Annotated in this window: 18 protein-coding genes; 10 read left to right on the top strand and 8 right to left on the bottom strand. The window is 67.9% G+C overall.

Translation table 11 applies throughout. The features are described 5' to 3' along the window. Positions 1-2: 2 nt before the first annotated feature. The 5 genes from IE263_RS22320 to IE263_RS22300 all read right to left on the bottom strand — a co-directional run bounded on the left by IE263_RS22320 (position 3) and on the right by IE263_RS22300 (position 2,583). Positions 3-653: a hypothetical protein gene (locus IE263_RS22320; RefSeq protein ID WP_189939377.1), complete on the bottom strand. Its 651-nt coding sequence runs from the start codon at positions 651-653 to the stop codon at positions 3-5. Between the two features lie 118 nt (positions 654-771). After that, the gene (locus IE263_RS22315; protein ID WP_189939376.1) at positions 772-1,149 is read right to left on the bottom strand and encodes a hypothetical protein; all 378 of its coding nucleotides are present in this window, start codon (positions 1,147-1,149) and stop codon (positions 772-774) included. Beyond that, complete coding sequence (locus tag IE263_RS22310) at positions 1,146-1,385, bottom strand: hypothetical protein (protein WP_189939373.1); 240 nt, start codon at positions 1,383-1,385, stop codon at positions 1,146-1,148. The genes IE263_RS22315 and IE263_RS22310 overlap by 4 nt, the downstream gene beginning before the upstream one ends. After that, complete coding sequence (locus IE263_RS22305; protein ID WP_189939371.1) at positions 1,385-1,645, bottom strand: helix-turn-helix domain-containing protein; 261 nt, start codon at positions 1,643-1,645, stop codon at positions 1,385-1,387. Before IE263_RS22305 ends, IE263_RS22310 begins: the two co-directional genes overlap by 1 nt. Further along, positions 1,645-2,583, bottom strand: a complete 939-nt coding sequence (locus IE263_RS22300) for a phage antirepressor KilAC domain-containing protein (protein ID WP_189939370.1) — start codon at positions 2,581-2,583, stop codon at positions 1,645-1,647. Before IE263_RS22300 ends, IE263_RS22305 begins: the two co-directional genes overlap by 1 nt. Before the next feature lie 359 nt (positions 2,584-2,942). Here IE263_RS22300 and IE263_RS22295 point away from each other — a divergent pair, with 359 nt between their 5' ends. Then, positions 2,943-4,238 carry a hypothetical protein gene (locus tag IE263_RS22295; RefSeq protein ID WP_189939368.1) on the top strand — a complete coding sequence of 432 codons (1,296 nt, stop codon included), beginning with the start codon at positions 2,943-2,945 and terminating at the stop codon, positions 4,236-4,238. Here the strand turns inward: IE263_RS22295 and IE263_RS22290 are convergent. Further along, positions 4,133-4,393 carry a hypothetical protein gene (locus tag IE263_RS22290; RefSeq protein ID WP_189939366.1) on the bottom strand — a complete coding sequence of 87 codons (261 nt, stop codon included), beginning with the start codon at positions 4,391-4,393 and terminating at the stop codon, positions 4,133-4,135. The genes IE263_RS22295 and IE263_RS22290 overlap by 106 nt on opposite strands. Before the next feature lie 170 nt (positions 4,394-4,563). Here IE263_RS22290 and IE263_RS22285 point away from each other — a divergent pair, with 170 nt between their 5' ends. The 6 genes from IE263_RS22285 to IE263_RS22260 all read left to right on the top strand — a co-directional run bounded on the left by IE263_RS22285 (position 4,564) and on the right by IE263_RS22260 (position 9,481). Beyond that, complete coding sequence (locus tag IE263_RS22285) at positions 4,564-4,932, top strand: DUF6221 family protein (protein ID WP_189939364.1); 369 nt, start codon at positions 4,564-4,566, stop codon at positions 4,930-4,932. Next, positions 4,929-5,174 (top strand): hypothetical protein, encoded by a 246-nt coding sequence (locus tag IE263_RS22280; protein ID WP_189939362.1) that lies wholly within the window; start codon positions 4,929-4,931, stop codon positions 5,172-5,174. Before IE263_RS22285 ends, IE263_RS22280 begins: the two co-directional genes overlap by 4 nt. 164 nt (positions 5,175-5,338) lie before the next feature. Further along, positions 5,339-5,974 carry a hypothetical protein gene (locus IE263_RS22275; protein WP_189939360.1) on the top strand — a complete coding sequence of 212 codons (636 nt, stop codon included), beginning with the start codon at positions 5,339-5,341 and terminating at the stop codon, positions 5,972-5,974. A gap of 211 nt (positions 5,975-6,185) precedes the next feature. Continuing rightward, positions 6,186-6,353, top strand: a complete 168-nt coding sequence (locus IE263_RS22270; protein WP_189939358.1) for a hypothetical protein — start codon at positions 6,186-6,188, stop codon at positions 6,351-6,353. A 63-nt stretch (positions 6,354-6,416) separates the two neighbouring features. Continuing rightward, positions 6,417-8,579: a recombinase family protein gene (locus IE263_RS22265; protein ID WP_308430643.1), complete on the top strand. Its 2,163-nt coding sequence runs from the start codon at positions 6,417-6,419 to the stop codon at positions 8,577-8,579. Beyond that, positions 8,576-9,481, top strand: a complete 906-nt coding sequence (locus tag IE263_RS22260) for an ADP-ribosylglycohydrolase family protein (protein ID WP_189939354.1) — start codon at positions 8,576-8,578, stop codon at positions 9,479-9,481. The genes IE263_RS22265 and IE263_RS22260 overlap by 4 nt, the downstream gene beginning before the upstream one ends. A gap of 366 nt (positions 9,482-9,847) precedes the next feature. On the opposite strand, the gene IE263_RS22255 is transcribed toward IE263_RS22260, so the two are convergent. Continuing rightward, the gene (locus tag IE263_RS22255; RefSeq protein ID WP_189939352.1) at positions 9,848-11,395 is read right to left on the bottom strand and encodes an MFS transporter; all 1,548 of its coding nucleotides are present in this window, start codon (positions 11,393-11,395) and stop codon (positions 9,848-9,850) included. A 190-nt stretch (positions 11,396-11,585) separates the two neighbouring features. Here IE263_RS22255 and IE263_RS22250 point away from each other — a divergent pair, with 190 nt between their 5' ends. The 3 genes from IE263_RS22250 to IE263_RS22240 all read left to right on the top strand — a co-directional run bounded on the left by IE263_RS22250 (position 11,586) and on the right by IE263_RS22240 (position 13,699). Next, a complete protein-coding gene (locus IE263_RS22250; RefSeq protein WP_189939350.1) occupies positions 11,586-12,209 on the top strand; it encodes a TetR/AcrR family transcriptional regulator in 624 nt (207 codons plus the stop codon). Positions 12,210-12,290: 81 nt separating this feature from the next. Next, positions 12,291-12,992, top strand: coding sequence for a ribonuclease HII (rnhB, locus tag IE263_RS22245; protein WP_189939348.1), 702 nt, complete (start codon positions 12,291-12,293; stop codon positions 12,990-12,992). Between the two features lie 68 nt (positions 12,993-13,060). Then, positions 13,061-13,699 carry a hypothetical protein gene (locus IE263_RS22240; protein ID WP_189939346.1) on the top strand — a complete coding sequence of 213 codons (639 nt, stop codon included), beginning with the start codon at positions 13,061-13,063 and terminating at the stop codon, positions 13,697-13,699. Between the two features lie 319 nt (positions 13,700-14,018). Here IE263_RS22240 and IE263_RS22235 read toward each other — a convergent pair whose 3' ends face one another. Further along, entirely contained in the window at positions 14,019-14,642 is a 624-nt protein-coding gene (locus IE263_RS22235; protein WP_189939344.1) for a hypothetical protein, read from the bottom strand. Positions 14,643-14,692: the final 50 nt, after the last annotated feature.

The following is a 14,692-nucleotide window of genomic DNA, read 5'->3' as shown; positions in this document are numbered from 1 at the left end:
CGTCAGACCTCCCCGGGCGTGCTGACGGCCTGGGCCTGCTCGGCGACCAACTGGGCGTACTCGCGGGCGCTGAGCTTCACCACCGAGCAGTATCGGCACTCGGCCGCCCACCCGGAGCCCTCCTCCCGGACCATCGTGCGCAGGTCGCACGTGGGGCAGGTGACGGGCAACAGGATCCTGACGGGCTCGATGCCGGAGACCTTCCGGAGGGTCTTCAGCAGCCCCTCCAGCTCCACCGCGAAGTCGGCCACCCACTCCTGGCGGCAGGCCCACTCGACGTGGTCCACCAGGAACTGCGTCAGGGCGCTGACGGTGTGGCTGACGGGCTTCTGACAGGTCTGCTCGGCCGCCAGGTCGGACCACGCGGAGAGGACGCCCACGACGGGCACCGGGCCCTCCTGGTCCTCACCCGTCAGCACCGCGTCAGCGCTTGGGCCGAGCAGGTTCAGCACGTCCATCCTCAAGGGGATCGGGGCCTCCTTCGAGGCCGAGACCCGCTCGCCGTTCGTACCCCGCTGTACGCGGTGCCGGGCCATCCAGGTCTGGACGACGGCCTCGGGGAGGCCGAGGAGCAGCCCGCGGATCCTGTTCCGGCACGGACGGCAGGTCCGGGGCAGGTTGCTGTTCCGTCCGCAGACGGCGCACTCGGTCATCGGGCCCTCCGCATCCGGCGGATCACCGCGACGATCAGACCCGCGACGATGCCGAGGGCGATGAGGTGGAGGGCGTAATTGACGTACTGGATCGCCTGGGTGTGGTTCGTCGGCATCGTCAGCCCTGCGCCTTCCTGTACTCGGCGACGACGTCGCTGAAGTGGTACAGGGAGTCGGGCAGGAAGCCGCCCACGCCCGGATCGAGCAGCCCCACCTCCACCGGCGGGATCAGCGGGTTGGGGATCGGCTCGTCGTCGTTGAACATCCCCATCAGCGTGCTGGCCTGCTGGTGGGTCAGCAGGGGCTCGTTGCAGAGGCCGTACCCGTGGTCGGCCATGCAGGTCCACCGCTCCCTCACGGCGGCCGTACCGAGCTGGAGGACGCGTCCGTCGCTGTCCCTGACGGGCATGATGCGGTGGTCGCGCCAGGCGTCCTCGGCGATCTCGGCGAGCCGGGTCTGGATCAAGTGGTCGAGGGTGACGGTCGGGCTGCTCATCGGTCGTTCTCCTCTTCGGCAAGGCGGTCGTACTCGGCCCAGAAGGCCTCCAGCGCGCGGTCGGCGTCCTCGCCGTGCAGCTCGATCAAGGAGCGGTCGGGCTGGTACTCGAAGACCCGGATGGGCCGGTACGTGACGGTTTCGATCACGGAGGACCCGTCGGGCCGCTCGTGGACCTGGATGTCCTCAATCTGCTCAGGGCCGTAACCCACGAAGTAGTCGTCCAGGGCGGTCATCAGGCCTCCTCGGCCGGGCTCTCCGCGATCCAGACGCCGTTGAGGCGGCGGATCAGGCGCTTTTCGCGCAGGGGGCCGATGTGCTTGGAGACGGTGCTTGCCGCGAATCCCAGCTCTGCGGCCAGGGAGTTGCTGTTCTGCGGCCGGTCGGCCACGGTCAAGTACGCCCAGATGAGGCGGGCGTGGGCCGACAGCTCCTGGTCCGTCAGTACCTCACGGACCTCCTCGGCCTCCACCGACTCGGGGGTCAGGCGGGTCATCAGGCGCCCCTCCGGATCATCGAGAAGATCTCGGCCTCGGTGGGCTCGGAGGCGATGGTGCGGAAGGAGACCGGGGCGGCCGGCTCGGCCTTCTGCCTGTTCAGCTTTCGGAGGATGGCCTCACGTCCTCGCGGGGTGACCTTCAGCGTGGTGTGCCAGCAGTCCTCGCAGTTGCGGTGAGGGTTGAGGCCCTCGCTGAGAGAGAGGTAGTCCGTCTTCGACGCGTACGGGCTGTACTGGACGGCTCCGCACTCCGCCTGGGTGACAAAGACCCAGCCCCACTCGTGAACGAGCTTGTTGCGCAGCTCGGTCTCGGTGATGCCCCTCCCCTGCTGCTTCAGGATCTTGACCGTGTCCCGGAGGGTTCGGTCTATCCCGTTGTCGATCAGACGGTCGTAGACCTCGATCTTCGGGGCCGCCGCCTCCAGGGCCGCAGTGGCCTGCTCCAGCTCCCGGGCCTGAGCGGCGGCCAGCTCCAGCGCCTCGGCGAAGGACCGGGGGATCTGGAAGGTGGTCTGCTGCTCCTCCACGTCCAGGAGATAGGTCCGGATCGCCTTGGACACCTTGGACTTGGTGAGGAGCTGGCCGACGTTGAGGACGGCCTTGCGGGTGAAGAGGGCGAGGGACCGGGCCATCGGGCTCAGCCCCAGATTTGCGGGTCCCCCGAAGGGACTCGCAAATTCGGTCAGCTCCGCGCCCTTGAGGACACGGTATCCGCGCTCCTCCAGCTCCGTTCGGTGGTCCTCGACGACGCTCTTGATCGTCTCGACCGGCACCTCGAAGTAGTTGGCCACCATGTCCGTCGTGACGTGGAAGCCGTTCGGCAGGGTGATGAGGGTCTTGACCTTGTCGAGCACGTCCGTGCGTTCGATCGTCTGGTCGCGCATCGAGCGGGACTCGGTGAGCGCCAGCTCGTTCGTGGAAGCGATGGAGGCCATCGGCATTCCTTCCAACTCAACGCTCGGAGGCCATCCCCGAGCGGGGGCCTCCAGCGGAGTCGTATCGCCTCTGGGCGATGAGATGAATATAGCGAATGCCGAGTCGAATATCCACCTCGTGGAGGATTCATTGGCCTCCTCCATTTCTCCAAGAATTCTGTGTGCGAAGGAATCCTGGAGTGAATCTGAGTGTTGGTCAATGCGCTACACGCGTGCGTATCCTGAGCCCAGACACGACGAAACCCCCGGCGGGAACCAGGGGCTCGTCAGCGGCTTTTTAAAAAGCCGGGTTGGTCCGAGAGGGTCCTACACCTCCGAGACCGGCAGTCCCCACGCCACCAAGCGAGATAGGAACCACCTTGAAGCACTTCGCCGATTCTACCGGCCAGGCCGCCTCGGGTCACGTTGACCTTGACGCCGTAAACTCCGCCCACCTCATCGATCTGACCATGCGCTCCGTCGGCCGTCCCGAGGTCCTCGTAGAGACGGCCCTCGCCTGGACCGCCATCACCCGCCCGTACGTGTCCGGGACCCGTGGGATCGCCCGCTGGACCGGGACCACCGACAAAGTCGTCCGGGAGATCTCCGGCCCCACGGGTGGCCTCTCCGCCTCCAGGTTCCTCTGGACTACGACCAGGGGCGTCTCCTCGGCTGTAGCGGAGGACCGGGACTCCATGGAGCTGAGGTACTCGGATACGCGCACTCAGAACCGCAGTACCTCTTCTAACTACCTCAAGCCCTCTGGCCCTGGGGCCCTGGCCCTGGAGGACAAGGAGGTTCTGGAGAAGATCAAGAGCAATGCGGTTCTCAGTGCGCGTATCGGCGACAGGGCCCGAGAGGTCCTGGTCAAGGGCATGAAGACCCTGGCCACCCTGACCGAGATGAACGTCCTCACGGGTCCTGGACAGATTCTGGCGATGCTCGACCCGGGCTTGGACGTCTGGGCCGAGGTGGAAGAGGGCAACGAGGTGAAGGCCGCGGTGCCCCCGCTGGGCCGCCGCGCGTGGTCCCTGGCGGTCCTGTGCGGCCTGGAGGACGTCGTCCTGTCGGTCTCGGACATCGAGGAGCTGACGGGCCTCTCCAGGCGCGGTGTCCAGGCCCTCCTGGCCCGCATGACGAAGGCCGACCCGGTTCTGGTCCAGAAGGTCCGCAAGGGCCGGACGTTCGAGTACGGGATCCACTGGGCCTCGCGCTTCCGCCGCGACGGCGACTGGTGGGACGACTGCTTCGACCGAGACCTGATCCGTAAGGCCCGTGCCGCCAAGGACCGGAAGGTCCAGGAGGCCTCGGCCCGACGGGGCACCCCGGCCGGATGGATCGCCTACCGCCTCTCCACGGCCAACCCGAGGCGTGCCGAGTACCTCGCCGACAACCCCCTCCCGGCGGACGCTGACGAGGCCTGGGGGGCCCTCGTGGAGGCCGGGGACGAGCTGGCCATGTACGAGCACCTGCGGGCCCAGGAGGCCGAGGTGGGGCCCGTCCCGAGCACCCCGGAACGATGCGTTGCTCCTACGGCAACGCATCCCCGTGTCGAGCGGCCGGCTCAGGCCTACTTGAGCGCTGGGACCCAGCGGTTCGCGGAGCAGCCTGCGGCGGTCCAGCAGGAGACCTTGGCCGCCATGCGGCGGAGGATGGCCGGGGTCAGCTCCGCCTGACGTGCGTGGATGACGTGCCAGGACGCCTCGCAGGCGTGGAGGAGGACGACGCCGCCCTCCTCCACGGCCTTGAACGCCTCGTCCAGCAGCTCAGGGAGCACGGACTTGTCAGAGCCGGGGTAGTGCAGGGGCCAGGTGTGCTTGGCGATGGACATCGGTGCCTCCAGGGGATGGTCTTCCGTCACCACCTATCGCTCGGGGGTCCGCAGTAGACAGGAACCTCTGGGCAGAAATTTCGAAAGGCTGCGATCCGGGGGGATGATGGGCGCCTTGAGCAGTGCCGACAAGGGGGGTCACAGCGGTGAGGCGAGATGACTTCGAGATCATGGCGGAGTTCCTCCGGGGCCGTCTGAGCCAGGACGAGACTCTGGCTCGCACAGTGAAAACCGGCAAGGACGAGGGCCTGATGAGGTTGCGGGACCGTGTCCTCGCCGACGTCGAGGCGAAGCGCCGGCTCTTGGACTGGGTGACGGAGCCGCCGCCGCTGCCGGAGGGCGAGGAGCTGTCTGGTTGGCGAGCACATGCTTGGGGCGTGCTCGTGGGCGTTGCCGCCGACTGGAAAGTGGATCGACGGAGTCGGGTGATCTACGAGCTGGTTGCGGCGTATGAAGGCCACGCCGACTTCCGGGACGAGTGGAAGCTGGTCGATGGCCAACCCGAGGGTGAGCCCGTCGCCCACGAGGGGTCTCGGTGAACCCTGAAACCCGCCAGGAGGCCCTGAGGCGCCACGGCCTGACGGAGAGTGCGGACGGCTACGACCTGACCCCGCAGGGCTTCCAGAGGGCTTCCAGGCGTGCTCTGACCCTCCGGGAGCAGGGGGACCGGGAGGCGGCTCGGATGCTGGCCCTGGATCCTTCCAACCCGCTCCGCTGGGAGTACGCCCGGTGCATCCAGATCGATGCGTACACCGCCGAAGTGCACCACTCAGGAATTTAAAAAGGTGAACCGGGAGTTCTGCGTCGAACGAATGCGCCCTGTACCGGAGAGGTCGCTTCCCGTCATTTCAAACGGCTAACATGCTGACGGCCACACGATGAAGGCCCACCTCTGGGGAGAGGTGGGCCTTCGAATTTAAAAATCTCTGGGGAGAGATCAATCGGGTGCTGGGACACCCGAGGTTTGGGGAAACCATGGGCGAGCTTAATGGCATTCGCACAGCAGATCTAGAGGATGAGCTGCACTATTCGCTGTGGGACGCCGTCCGAGCACTGGGATACAGCTCATACGTGGTGGCCCACCGGAAGATTCCCCGCGCCGCGAGAAAGCGTGTCCCGTGGGAGGTCTTCGGTGAGACCGGGCCTCGGGCTCGGACTCTTACCACGGCCGTCACCGAGGTCGGCCTGAAGTACCTGGTGGCGCACTCCAAGCGCGCCTCCGCCCGCGATCTGGCGGCGAAGCTCGGCATGGAGCTGGTGGTCGTCCCCACCCAGGAGTCCGAGGTCCTGCGCATCGTCACCGCGGCCTTGAAGCCGATCGAGGTCGTTGAGGAGTACAAGGTCGGCAGCTACGTGGTGGATGCCTACTGCCCTGGCCTCGGCGTGGTCATCGAGTACGACCGGCTGAGCGATCCGAGGTTCGATCGTGAGGCCGAGTTCTGGAGGCGGGTCATCATCGAGGACCAGCTCGGCTGCGCGTTCGTCACCTTCGACCCGAAGCGCCGGGACTTCAACCCCGGTGACGTCATCAATAAGATCCTGACGATGGAGCTGCCGAAGCGGGCTGAGCAGTCCGCCTAATCTCTCCAAGAAATCCTGGAGGAATTTCACGCAGTCGAGCGGAAGTTGTGCTGTCACCCGTTCGGGTGGCAGCATTTCTGTAGTTCGTCAGGCGCATTGCCGTGAGCGGCCAATGGCACTCCACGCGATGACGGCCTCGTGAAGTTCCATCCAGCGTCGGCAGCCCGGCCTGTGGGCCAAGGAGCCCGACGCGGGCAGGTGAGGAGCATCCATGCAGGACGGCAGCGCGATACGGGCCGAGGAAGCCGGCGAGTGGCTCCGGAGGGTGATGAAGGACGCGCCGGAGCGGCGCAGTGAGCTGATCATCCGCAGTGACGGGGCCATGGACACCACCTCGCGCGAGAGACTGCTGGAGATCCTTTTCGGGCCGCTCTCGTAGCAACTGCCCGCAGGACGGCCCGGGGAGGGCCTGTGAAGTTTCCAGGGTCGTGGAGGGGCTGAGATGAATCGGGGACCCATGGAGGCTGCGGCGACCGCAGATCTGCCCTTGAGCACCGATGACCGCGTAAGGCGCGAGGCGCTCTTCCGTGCCCTGGACGCTGCGGCTCAGGTGGCCGAGCCCGGACAACTCCGGGCCGTTGCGTACCTTCGGGTGTCCACCGAGGACCAGCGGAAGGGGTTCGGCGTCGCCTACACCGGCAGGCGGGTGGTCAAGCACATCGCCCAGAAGGGCTGGGCCTTGGTCGACATTTTCGCCGATGAAGGCTTCAGCGGCAGCCTGGACCACACCCAGCGCCCCGACGTGAAAGAGCTGATGCGCCAGGCCCGCACGACGCCCACGCCGTTCGACGTTGTGGTGGTTTACGAAGACCGTGCCATCGGACGCAAGGGCCGCGCCTTCTGGCCATGGACCTGGGAGTTGCAGGATCTCGGAGTCTTCACGGCCGTCGTGGTCGGCGACTACGACAACACCACCGAAGAGGGCGAGTCCCGGATGCGCAAGGCCGCAGACCGGGCCGAGGACGAGTTGGTCACCATCCGGAACCGCACCCAGGGCGGCCTTCAGGAGAAGGCCGAATTCATGGGCGACGAAGGCGCCTACCTCGGTGGCAACGTCCCCTTCGGATACCGGATCAGGAACAAGGGCATGACGGGCGAAAGCCGCCTTGTTCCCGATGACTGTGAGTGCACCGGCGAATGCGCTACGAACCATGAGACGGACTGCATGCATCTGGCCGTGGAGCGATTCGTCGCCACGCTCTCCTACGAGAAGACCGGGGAAGAGCTGAACAAGGCCGGATTCCGGCGCAAGAACGGCGCCCTCTGGGACTACGGGTCCGTCTGGAACCTGCTGAACTCACGCGTCACCCTGGAGGCAGTGATGGTTCACCGCGGATCCAAGGATGTGGTCTTGGACAAGGAGGGCAAGCCCCGCTACGGCAAGCCGGTAGAGATCAAGCTGAAGCCGATCCTCACGCCCCGGGAACTGGCGGATCTCGCCGAGGCGAAGGCCAAGCGGCCACGCCGCCGGACCCCGAAGACATTCGTCTACACCCTTGCCGGCCGGATCGTGAGCCCCTGCGGGCGCGTCTACGTCGGCAATGGAAAGTCCCGCCAGGGCGACAAGCACGGCCGCAGCCCCTTCAAGGCGATGCGATGCAGCAACGCGGCTGGTTCCGTTCCCAAGACCGAGCGCTGCGATTGCCCCATCATCCGGGCGGAGCCCGTGGAGCGCGAGAGCTGGCGTCTGGTGAAGAGCTTCCTCCAGGACCCGGAGGAGCTTCAGCGTTTGGCGACGGAGGCCCTGGCGAAGAGGGCCCAGACGGGTGCCGACTTCGACGGCAGGTTGAAGGATCTCGGCAGGCGGATCGCCGAGTCCGAGGAGTCCATCGACTTGATGCTGATGGCCGCCACTCAGCAGGCGCGGGCCCGCCGCATGTCGCGGACCGAGGCAGAGGCCTACATCACCCGGATGACGGCTCAGCCGAACGCCGACCTCGCTGACCTCCACAAGCAGCGCGTGGAGATCGAGCGCTGGAAGGCGGACAGTGCGGAGGCGGAGGACACCGCGCAGCAGCTGGCGGCCCTGGCCAAGAAGGCCCGGGTACGCCTGGAGGACAAGACGCTGGAGGAACAAGCGGAGCTGTTCAACCTGCTTCAGACTGAGGTCGAGATCATCGGAGTCGTGCCGTCACGGCCGCTCGGTCGGCCGTGCCAGGCCTGCGCCTTCTTCGTTGAGCGTGGCCTGATGGTGCCGCATCTCACCGATGTGGCGTGGTCGCGGGTTGCGGACATCGTGCCGCAGTTCTCGCCGCGGTACTCGTCCCGGGAGATCCTGGCGGGCTTCTTCCAGAAGGCCCGCACAGGCGTCTCCTGGCGGTCTCTGGACGCCGGTGTGCCGCATACGACCCTGATGAACTACTGGATCCGATGGGGGGCTGCTGGCGGCCTTGAGGCCGTCATGGAGCGCCTGGCGGGCCTGCCCGGCACGCCACCGCCGGATCACGACAAGGTCACGGTGAGAGTGCGCTGCATCATCCTGCCCGATGTGCTGCTGTCCGGTCCCGGGCAAGATGTTAATGGGGCCCTTGGCTCCAGCGACGGTTCGACCGTTGGCGAGATCCGGAGCCGTACGGGATCAGCGGATAGAGTGGCAGGGCGATGACCGCTGACTCCTCTTCCGACGGGCGCCTGGAGCGCGCCCTGGCCAGCCTGCGTGGACTCGCGGTGGGTGACGCGCTGGGCTCACAGTTCTTCGTGCCGGCGAACTACCCGCTGCTGAAGCGCCGCGAGCTGCCGCCCGGCCCCTGGCAGTGGACCGACGACACGGAAATGGCCTGTTCCGTCGTCGCCGTTCTGGCTGCCCATCACCGCATCGACCAGGACGCCCTGGCCCGCTCCTTCGCGGAGCACCACGACTTCGACCGCGGTTACGGCCCCGCCGTCAACCGCTTGCTGAGGCTGGTCCGGGAGGGCGGAGACTGGCGTGAACTGTCCGCCGCTCTGTTCAACGGGCAGGGGTCCTGGGGCAACGGCGCCGCCATGCGGATCGCCCCGCTGGGAGCCTGGTACGCGGATGACCCCGAGCAGGCGACACACCAGGCGGAGATCTCCGCCTACCCCACGCACCAGCACCGGGAGGCCGTGGTCGGCGCCATGGCCGTCGCCGCGGCCGCCGCGCTGGCCGGAGCGCCGGGCGGACCGCCCAGCGCCGAGGCACTGCTGGACGGTGTCATCGCCCTCGTCCCGAAGAGCGCCGTCGGCGCCGGGCTGCGACGCGCCCGGGACATGCTCGACTACGGCGACCCGGCCACCGTCGCCGCCGTGCTGGGCTGCGGACGGCGTACGACGGCCCATGACACCGTCCCGTTCGCGCTCTGGTCCGCCGCTCGCGCCCTGGGCGACTACGAGGAGGCGTTCTGGACGACCGCGCAGGTCGGCGGGGACGTGGACACGACCTGTGCCATCGTGGGCGGGGTACTCGCCTCGGGGAAGACGGGGTCGCCTCCCGGGGCCTGGGTGGAGCAGGTGGAGGCGTTTCCGGACTGGGCGCCTGCATCCGCGTGATTCCGACGTGAGGCACACAGCGTCACCCTGATCGAAGCTCTCTGTGTCCGACGGGAACTCTGCGTGACGAGTCGCTCGTTCTTCGGGCATCCGCTGTGCGAGGTGTGCGTGCACAGAGGTGGATGACCTGAGAGGCGTGGGTGCCTGCGGGAGAGGCGTTGGGGGTGGATCATGCGGTTCGTGCTGTGCCTGACCGTGTTGCTGTCGGCGATGGTGGCGGGAATCCGGGGACGGCCGACTGGGCTGCTGACGGCCACCGTTGCGCCCCTCTCCTGTCCGGCCCGGACAGGTGACCGCGGGAGCGCTCGCACGATGTTCGTCGGCGACAGCCCGCGGTCGGCCCGTGGAGCCCTTTCGTCTCTTCCGTCAGCCGGCCATGGGGCCTGCCGTGCCCGACAAGGCCTCCAGATCGCTCTTGCGGACCCGGATGACCAGCCAGGCCGTCACCAGGGCGAGCGCGGCCATCGCGGCGGCCGGGACGAAGGCCGCCGAGATGCCGTGAGCGAGTACCTCATGGCCCCAGGGAGCGGGGAGTTGGTGCGTCCTGGCGAACTCGGCCTTCTGCTCCGCCGTACCGTCCGCGAGGAAGTTCGGCAGCTGCTTCTCCGCCTCGTCCTTGCTGGCCGAGCCGAACACGGTCGTCAGGATGGCCAGCCCCAGCGAACCACCCACCTGCTGCGTGGCGTTGAGCAGGCCGGACGCGGCGCCCGCCTCGTGCTGGGCGACACCGGACACTGCCGTGACCGTCGCCGTCACGAAGTTCAGGCCCATGCCGAACCCGAACACCAGCATCGGTCCGAGCACCCCGCCCGCGTAGGAGCTGTCGGGGCTGATGAAGGTCTGCCAGACGAGGCCGATCACCACGAGGGCGGAGCCACCGAGCATGAACGGCTTGGGACCCAGGACGGGCAGGAACCGCTGCGACAGACCCGCGCCGACCGCGATCGCCACCGTGACGGGGAGGAAGGCGAGACCGGCCTTGATCGGGCTGTAGCCCAGCACGTTCTGCACGAAGAGGACGATGTAGAAGAACATGCCGAACATGGCCGCGGCGAGGCTCAGCATGATCACGTATGTGCCGGAGCGGTTGCGGTCGGCGAACATCTTCAGCGGAGTGATCGGCTCCTTGGCTCGCATCTCCGTGAACACGAAGGCCACCAGCAGGACCAGGGCGACAGCGAAGGCCCCGACGGTCAGACCGTCACCCCAGCCGTCCTCCGCTGCGCGGATGAAGGCATAGACGAGGGATGCCATGCCGACCGTCGAGGTCAGCGCGCCCGCGATGTCGAAGCGCCCTGGGTGCCGCTCGGACTCGCTGATGTACAGCGGAGCGAGGACCGCGATGAGGACACCGATGGGTACGTTGACGAACAGCACCCAACGCCAGTCGAGCCACTCGGTGAGCATGCCGCCCGCGAGCAGGCCGATGGCGCCGCCGCCTGCGGACACCGCGGCGAAGACGCCGAAGGCCCGGTTCCGTTCCGGGCCTTCGGGAAATGTGGTGGTGATGAGCGCCAACGAGGTGGGCGACGCGATGGCGCCACCTATGCCCTGCAGGGCGCGCGCGGCGAGCAACTGCCAGGGCTCCTGTGCCACTCCACCGAGGAGAGAGGCAAAGGTGAAGAGCAGGATGCCGGCCATGAACACCCGGCGTCGGCCGAGGATGTCACCGGCTCGGGCGCCGAGCAGCAGCAGTCCGCCGAAGGTGAGCGTGTAGGCGCTGACCACCCACGTGAGGTCCGTGGTGCTGAACTTGAGCGCGTCTTGAATGTGCGGGAGCGCGATGTTCACAATCGTCGCGTCGAGTACCACCATGAGTTGGCACGCCGCGATGACGGTGAGCGCGATGCCTGGGTGTCCCTCCCGGCGGGCGGCACCTGGTTTCTGGTTCTGGATCAACTGAGAGGCTGTCACTATGGGTCCCCCACAAATGCGTTAGTGAACGCTGGCGTTCACTGCCGCGTCAACGGTAGTGAGTCCCCAGTAGTGAACGCAAGCGTTCACTTTTGGTGTCACCGGTCGGCCTGTCCCCGCCCGCCGCTGCCGCACGGTGCCTCATCGCTCCCCGGAATCCCCGCCCCTTCTGCTCGCTGGAGACACTCAGATGGTTACTTCGCGCTGGACGGCCGCCCCCGCTCAGGCGGCCCCCTCCCGCCGGCGCGGCGCTGTACTCGAACGCGCGATCCTCGATGCCGCCCTGGATCAACTGGGTACCGTCGGCTGGAACGGCCTCACGATGGAAGGCGTCGCCGCCGGAGCCCAGACCGGCAAGGCGGCTGTGTATCGCCGCTGGCCGTCCAAGGAGGATCTCGTCGCGGACGCCTTGCGTGCCGGACTGCCCCGGCTGGACGCCGTGCCCGACCTGGGGAGCGTGCGCGAGGATCTGTTGGTGCTGTGCCGCACGGCGCGCGACGCGATGTTCTCCCGGCCCGGCTTCGCACTGCGCTCGATCATTCACGAGTGCGATCCATCGCAGGCTGAGCGCTTTCACGCCCTGATCTTCGAAGGGGTGGTGGAGCCGACGGTCAAGGTCCTGCATGAGGTCATCAGTCGGGGAATTGAGCGGGGTGAAGTGCGCCCCGACGCGGCGAACGGCTATGTCCTGGACGCGATCCCGGCCATGATGATGTACCGGTCCAAGATGTGCACCAGTGAATGGAATGATCGAGATCTCGAAGAGATGGTCGACCAGCTCATGCTGCCACTGCTGCGGCCGGAGGCGTGCTGAGCGGGGTTCGGATGCGGTCGTCGTCGGCTCGGGGAACCGGGGTGTCGCGAGGGGATCCCGGCGGCGTACGCTAAGGGCGCCATGCCGTACGAACCACCTACTCACACCGTCGAGCGCTCCCTCCGCGCCACGACCGGAGCGAAGGTCATTGCCGGTGTCGACGAGGTGGGCCGCGGTGCCTGGGCCGGTCCCGTCACCGTCTGTGCGGCGGTCACCGGACTGCGTCGGCCGCCCGTAGGCCTCACCGACTCCAAGCTCCTCTCCGTCAAGCGTCGCAACGAGCTTGCCGTGGAATTGGAGAAGTGGGTGACGTCGTATGCCCTGGGTCACGCCTCTTCGGAGGAGATCGACGATCTGGGGATGACGGCCGCGCTGCGGCTTGCCGCCGTACGCGCTCTGGACGCCCTTCCGATTCGCCCCGATGCGGTGATCCTCGACGGGAAGCACGACTACCTCGGCGCCCCCTGGAAGGTCCGCACGGTGATCAAGGGTGATCGTTCCTGCGTGGCTGTCGCGGCGGCCTCGGTGATCGCCAAGGTTCAGCGCGACAAAATGATGGCCGAACTGGGTATCGACCATGCAGACTTCGGTTTTGCGGACAACGCCGGGTATCCGTCGCCCGTGCACAAGGCCGCACTGGAGGAGCGGGGTCCCACTCCGTACCACCGGTTGTCGTGGGCGTATCTTGATGCGCTGCCCCAGTGGCGGCACCTCAAGAGGGCCCGCAGTTGGGCGGACGGAAGCGTTCCGGAGATCGAGGGTCAGCTCGGCTTCGACTTCTGACGATTCCGCTCGCACTCATGTGCCACCCGCTGGCGCGAGCCGCACCAACGTTTGATAAATAACAGCTCATGCCTCTCATTCCCGAGGAGCCTCAGATTCACGAGAGTGCCCAGGGTCCCCGCGCCACTCCGGCCAGCGGCCGCACCGCGCCGACCCCTCGACCCGTACCCGGTCCCCGTCCCGCGGCTCCGTCGCGTCCCGGTCGTCCTGGTCCCTTCCGGCCCGCGCCGCCGGTGCAACGCACGCCGCGCGACGTCGCCGCCAAGCCCGGGCCTTCGGCCCCGGCCGCCCCCGCCGCTTCCGCACCTGCTTCGGCGACTCCCCAGATCCAGCTGATCCCGGCCTCGGCCGAGGGCGCGCTGGACGCCGCCGAGGAGGCCGTGGACCTGCTCCTGGACTCGGGGCGTGCCCCGGGTGACGTGCTGGTGATCACCACGGGCGAGCAGCACCCCTGGGCCGCCCACGAACTGTCCTTCGGTGAAGCGTCCTACTGGGCGCAGCACGACGCGGGAGACGATGTCTTCTACGCCGACGCCGCCGTCGCGGACCGAGCGGGCGTGCGTCCGGTCGTCGTGGTCGCCGTCAACGGCGGTCCCGCCACCGCTGCCGCCACCGCCCTGCCCTTGGCCCACAAGCGGGCCGACGCCCTGCTGATCGTCTGCGGTGACCCGCAGCAGATCAACGCGGTGCTGGGCGCAGGCGTCTGAGCCGGTTTCCGGTCAGCAGGGGGAGCATCCGGGCATGAGGAGGCGCCGCCGCCGCGGCACCTCCACGGTGGGTCTTGGCGTGCGCGGACGACGGAAGTCTCGGCGCGCGCACCTCGGTATGCCCCGAGACGGGTGCTCTGTGTCGTCCGCCGAGGTGTGCCGCGAGTGCCCCGGCGCGCCGGCGTCGTCCGCGTCGCCGCGGACGGTGCCGTGGCCCAGGCTGCGCGGTGCGCCCGTCTTCCGGGGCCTTCCTCGTGCTTCGTCCTTGCCCTTCGGAGGAGGGACGTTTCTGCCGGGTCCTGTGCCGAGCTGTTCTGTCTCAGCGGGCCGCTGCGCGACGCAGCACCTCTGAAGCGGCACCGCCGCCGGTTCGTGGCAACGGAGGCGGAGCCTCGGACAGCGCGAAGGGCTCCGGAGAGGAATCGGCATGGGGGCGGCGGCCTCCACGTCCCTCACCGAGCACCTGCCAGCCGTCCCGGGTCAGCGTGATGTACGCCCCGCAGCGCAGCCCGTGCAGTGTGCAGGCGTCACGCAGGCCCCACATCCAGGCACCGTCCTCTTCCGTCCAGCGCGCGTCGCCCTCACGGCAGTAGAGCAGCACGGCGGTGCGTACCGGCGTCCGGCGCCGCAGGTCGTGCGGGATGACCCGGCGCAGTTGGGCGAGCACGGCATTGCGGAACATCCAGCCGTCAGCCGTGGCCTGGCGCCGGGTGAACGAGGCGCTGGCCAGCAGCCGTTCATCCGGATCGAGCACGGCCACGACCGCCGTGGACGGCCTGGGCTGGTGGCGCGTGTGCAGCCCGCTGACGACCTCCCGCGGGTTGCGCAGCAGCGGAATGCCGGCCGCGGCCCACTCTGCAGGCTCGAGCAAGCGGTTGGCGGAAGCGGCGGACGTGGACGTCGACAACGATGCCGCCGAGGACGGAGCGAATCCGAAGGTCACGAGCCTCCCTTCGGCTACGGCCCACACTGCGGGCGGGTCGGGTTCGGGGG

Origin of the sequence: Streptomyces aurantiogriseus (genome assembly GCF_014649375.1) — a bacterium.
Classification (GTDB): Bacteria; Actinomycetota; Actinomycetes; order Streptomycetales; family Streptomycetaceae; genus Streptomyces; species Streptomyces aurantiogriseus.
This window is presented reverse-complemented; position numbering and strand designations above follow the sequence as displayed.

Bases quoted from the DNA above. Each gene is read 5' to 3' on its own strand.
- IE263_RS22320 (WP_189939377.1), bottom strand. From the start codon at position 653: ATGACCGAGTGCGCCGTCTGCGGACGGAACAGCAACCTGCCCCGGACC.
- IE263_RS22260 (WP_189939354.1), top strand. From the start codon at position 8,576: ATGACCGCTGACTCCTCTTCCGACGGGCGCCTGGAGCGCGCCCTGGCC.
- IE263_RS22300 (WP_189939370.1), bottom strand. From the start codon at position 2,583: ATGGCCTCCATCGCTTCCACGAACGAGCTGGCGCTCACCGAGTCCCGC.
- IE263_RS22265 (WP_308430643.1), top strand. From the start codon at position 6,417: ATGAATCGGGGACCCATGGAGGCTGCGGCGACCGCAGATCTGCCCTTG.
- IE263_RS22290 (WP_189939366.1), bottom strand. From the start codon at position 4,393: ATGTCCATCGCCAAGCACACCTGGCCCCTGCACTACCCCGGCTCTGAC.
- IE263_RS22305 (WP_189939371.1), bottom strand. From the start codon at position 1,645: ATGACCCGCCTGACCCCCGAGTCGGTGGAGGCCGAGGAGGTCCGTGAG.
- IE263_RS22285 (WP_189939364.1), top strand. From the start codon at position 4,564: ATGGCGGAGTTCCTCCGGGGCCGTCTGAGCCAGGACGAGACTCTGGCT.
- IE263_RS22240 (WP_189939346.1), top strand. From the start codon at position 13,061: ATGCCTCTCATTCCCGAGGAGCCTCAGATTCACGAGAGTGCCCAGGGT.
- rnhB (WP_189939348.1), top strand. From the start codon at position 12,291: ATGCCGTACGAACCACCTACTCACACCGTCGAGCGCTCCCTCCGCGCC.
- IE263_RS22270 (WP_189939358.1), top strand. From the start codon at position 6,186: ATGCAGGACGGCAGCGCGATACGGGCCGAGGAAGCCGGCGAGTGGCTC.
- IE263_RS22310 (WP_189939373.1), bottom strand. From the start codon at position 1,385: ATGACCGCCCTGGACGACTACTTCGTGGGTTACGGCCCTGAGCAGATT.
- IE263_RS22315 (WP_189939376.1), bottom strand. From the start codon at position 1,149: ATGAGCAGCCCGACCGTCACCCTCGACCACTTGATCCAGACCCGGCTC.
- IE263_RS22250 (WP_189939350.1), top strand. From the start codon at position 11,586: ATGGTTACTTCGCGCTGGACGGCCGCCCCCGCTCAGGCGGCCCCCTCC.